Origin of the sequence: Rhodoplanes roseus, from assembly GCF_003258865.1 — a bacterium.
In the GTDB taxonomy this organism is placed as follows: domain Bacteria; phylum Pseudomonadota; class Alphaproteobacteria; order Rhizobiales; family Xanthobacteraceae; genus Rhodoplanes; species Rhodoplanes roseus.
Genome location: NZ_NPEX01000434.1, coordinates 1 through 3460 on the forward strand (window position 1 = coordinate 1; position 3460 = coordinate 3460).

Annotated in this window: 3 protein-coding genes; all 3 read left to right on the forward strand. The window is 69.5% G+C overall.

All coding sequences use genetic code 11. The features are described from left to right. On the forward strand, positions 1-738 hold a 738-nt coding region (locus CH341_RS29645), incomplete at its 5' end, for an ATP-dependent helicase C-terminal domain-containing protein (protein ID WP_281023731.1). A gap of 136 nt (positions 739-874) precedes the next feature. Further along, the gene (locus CH341_RS29650; protein WP_111422973.1) at positions 875-1396 is read left to right on the forward strand and encodes a retropepsin-like aspartic protease family protein; all 522 of its coding nucleotides are present in this window, start codon (positions 875-877) and stop codon (positions 1394-1396) included. Positions 1397-1501: 105 nt separating this feature from the next. Then, positions 1502-3163 (forward strand): phosphoglucomutase (alpha-D-glucose-1,6-bisphosphate-dependent), encoded by a 1662-nt coding sequence (gene pgm, locus CH341_RS29655; protein ID WP_111422975.1) that lies wholly within the window; start codon positions 1502-1504, stop codon positions 3161-3163. The last annotated feature ends 297 nt before the right edge of the window (positions 3164-3460 follow it).

The following is a 3460-nucleotide window of genomic DNA, read 5'->3' on the forward strand; positions in this document are numbered from 1 at the left end:
GGCGTGTTCCGCATCAGCACGCCCGACCGCCAGAGCCTCGCCGTAGTGCCGCCGCTGCTCGACCGCATCCGCCGCCTCGGCGCCCTGGCGCTGGCCGAGCGGACCCAGAAGATCGTCCCGGACCAGGAAACGGCCCGGGCTCTGGCCGAGGGGATCGGCAGCCTCGGCCTCGCCAGGCTGCCGTGGTCGACGGGGCTGTCGCAATGGCGCGACCGGGTGAATTTTCTGCGCCGCCACGAGGGCGACGAGTGGCCCGACCTCTCGGACGAGGCCCTGCGGGCGAGCATCGGCGACTGGCTGGCCCCGGCGCTGGCCGACAAGACCTCGCTCGGCCAGCTCGGCGCCGACGACCTCTCCAACGCACTGCACGCCCTGTTGCCGTGGAACCTGCGCAAGAAGCTCGATCACGACGCGCCGACCCATTTCGACGCGCCGTCCGGCTCGCATGTGCCGATCGACTACGAGAGCCCCGAAGGACCCAAGCTCGCCATCCGGGTGCAGGAGCTGTTCGGGCTGGACCGCCACCCCAGCATCGCCGGCGGCCGCGTGCCGCTGGTCGTCGAGCTGCTGTCGCCCGCCCACCGGCCGGTGCAGATCACCCGCGACCTCCCGACGTTCTGGCGCGGCTCCTACGCCGACGTCCGCACCGACCTGCGCGGGCGCTATCCAAAACACCCCTGGCCCGAGGACCCGCTGGCCGCCCCGCCGACCCACCGGGCGAAGCCGCGCGGGACGTGAGGAGACGGAAGCGGACAATCGTCTCGAGTCCGGCAAGCCGTCCTTGACCAAACGGCCCGAATCCCCGGCGCCGTTAGGTCCGTGCTCGGTGTCGGCGTGGTGCAATCGGGACGACTCGATCCGGAGTTCGTCCGCGATGCGCAGCGTTCTGATCTTTGCGATTATGGCTCTCGCCATCGGCGCCATTACGCCGAAGCTCTACATGCAGACGGCGGCCCCCACCGAGCCGGCCACCCAGGCCCGATCGCCGGCGAGGCCCGGCGGCGCGACGGAGGCCACCACCTCCGGCGGAGGCAGCCTGACGCTGCTGAAGGACGCGCGGGGCCATTTCCAGACCACCGCCTATCTCGACGGCCTCCGCCTGTCGTTCATGGTCGATACCGGCGCCTCGGTGATCGCCCTGAAGGCGAGCGACGCCGCCCGGCTCGGCGTGCGGCCGCGAACCAGCGACTTCACGGCACGGGTGTCGACGGCGAACGGGACCGTCACGGCGGCGCGGACCCGGATCGGCCGGGTCGATGTCGGCGGCATCGTGGTCTACGACGTCGCCGCCCTGGTGCTGCCCGACAGCGCCTTGTCCGAGAACCTGCTCGGCATGTCGTTCCTGTCCCGGGTCCGCTTCGAGCACCGCCACGGCCGGCTGGTGCTGGAGCAGTAAGGCCTCCGGTCCCGGCAAAATCCCCCCTGGGCCGCCCCCGCCCGGCGCAGTAGATTGACCGGGATTTCCGCCGGACTCCGGCCGTGCCCGACCCAGGATAGAGCGATGACGATTTCTCCCCTCGCCGGCAAGCTTCCGCCCGTGGAGCTGCTGGTCGATCTCGACGGCCTCGACCGCGCCTATTCCGAGCGCATCCCCGACGTCGCCGACCCGACCCAGAAGGTCGCCTTCGGCACCTCGGGCCATCGCGGCACGTCGCGGGCGGGCTCGTTCAACGAGGCCCACATCCTGGCGATCTCCCAGGCGATCTGCGAGTACCGGGCGGCGCAGGGCATCGACGGCCCGCTCTATCTCGGCAAGGACACGCACGCGCTCTCGGGCCCGGCCCAGAAGAGCGCCCTCGAGGTCCTGGCCGCCAACGGCGTCACGGCCGTGATCCAGGCAGGCGACGGCTACACGCCGACCCCGGTGATCTCGCGCGCCATTCTGGTCTACAACCGCGGACGAAAAGACCATCTCGCCGACGGCATCGTGATCACGCCGTCGCACAATCCGCCCGAGGACGGCGGCTTCAAGTACAACCCGCCGCACGGCGGCCCGGCCGACACCGACGCCACCAAGTGGATCGAGAACCGCGCCAACGCGCTCTTGAAGGACGGCAATCGCGGCGTGAAGCGCATCCCGTTCGAGCGGGCGCTCACCGCCGAGACGACCCGGCAGGAGGACTACGTCCAGGCTTACGTGAACGACCTGGAGAACGTCGTCGACATGGCCGCCATCAAGGCCGCCGGCTTGAGGCTCGCGGTCGATCCGCTCGGCGGCGCCGGGCTGCCCTACTGGGAGCCGATCAACGCGCGCTACGGGCTGGACATCGACATCGTCAACAAGACCGTCGACTTCCGGTTCGCCTTCATGACCGTCGACCACGACGGAAAAATCCGCATGGACTGCTCGAGCCCGCACGCGATGGCGAGCCTCGTGGGCCTGAAGGACAAGTACCAGGTGGCGTTCGGCAACGACACCGACGCCGACCGCCACGGCATCGTGGTGCCCTCGGTCGGGCTGATGAACCCCAACCACTATCTGGCGGTCGCCATCCAGTACTTGCTGACTCACCGCGACGCGTGGCCGAAGGATTCGGCGGTCGGCAAGACGCTGGTGTCGTCGAGCATGATCGACCGTGTCGTGAAGCAGCTCGGGCGAAAGCTCTCCGAGGTGCCGGTCGGCTTCAAGTGGTTCGTACCGGGCCTCGTCGACGGCTCCTACTGCTTCGGCGGCGAGGAGAGCGCCGGCGCGAGCTTCCTGCGCCGCGACGGCACGACGTGGACGACCGACAAGGACGGGCTGATCATGGATCTGCTCGCCGCCGAGATCACGGCCGTCACGGGCAAGGATCCTGGCGAGCATTATCAGGCGCTGACCCAGAAGTTCGGCGCGCCGTACTACACGCGCATCGACGCCGCAGCGACGCCGGACGAGAAGGCGCGGCTGGGCAAGCTCTCGCCCGCCGCGGTGAGCGCGAGCGAGCTCGCCGGCGACCCGATCACGGCGAAGCTGACCAACGCGCCCGGCAACGGCGCGGCGATCGGCGGCCTCAAGGTGACGACCGACGCCGGCTGGTTCGCGGCGCGCCCGTCCGGTACCGAGAACATCTACAAGATCTACGCCGAGAGCTTCCGCAACACCGTCCACCTGCAGGCGATCGTGTCGGAGGCCAAGGCGATCGTCGCCGCCGCACTGGCCGGCGAGAGCACCAAGGTGGCGTGAGTCGATGCTCGCTCCGTACCCTCGATCCTCATGGTGAGGAGCGGCCGAAGGCCGCGTCTCGAACCATGCGGCCGAGGTGCCCGCCCTCGCCCTTCGAGACGCCCGCTGCGCGGGCTCCTCAGGGTGAGGACGGATCAGAGGCGGTCGTCCTGTTGAAATGTCCCCGTTCAAAGCTGGTCGTTCCGACTTCAGCGACACAAAGGTCCTCATGTTCCCACGACCCCGCCCTGCCCTCTCGCCGAACACCTACGCGTTCGAATCGCTGCCGCTGGTGAAGCCGACGGGCTTTCGCGAGTA

What these genes read in the sequence shown, in the direction of transcription:
- CH341_RS29650 (WP_111422973.1), top strand. Translation starts at nt 875, where the DNA reads ATGCGCAGCGTTCTGATCTTTGCGATTATGGCTCTCGCCATCGGCGCC.
- pgm (WP_111422975.1), top strand. Translation starts at nt 1,502, where the DNA reads ATGACGATTTCTCCCCTCGCCGGCAAGCTTCCGCCCGTGGAGCTGCTG.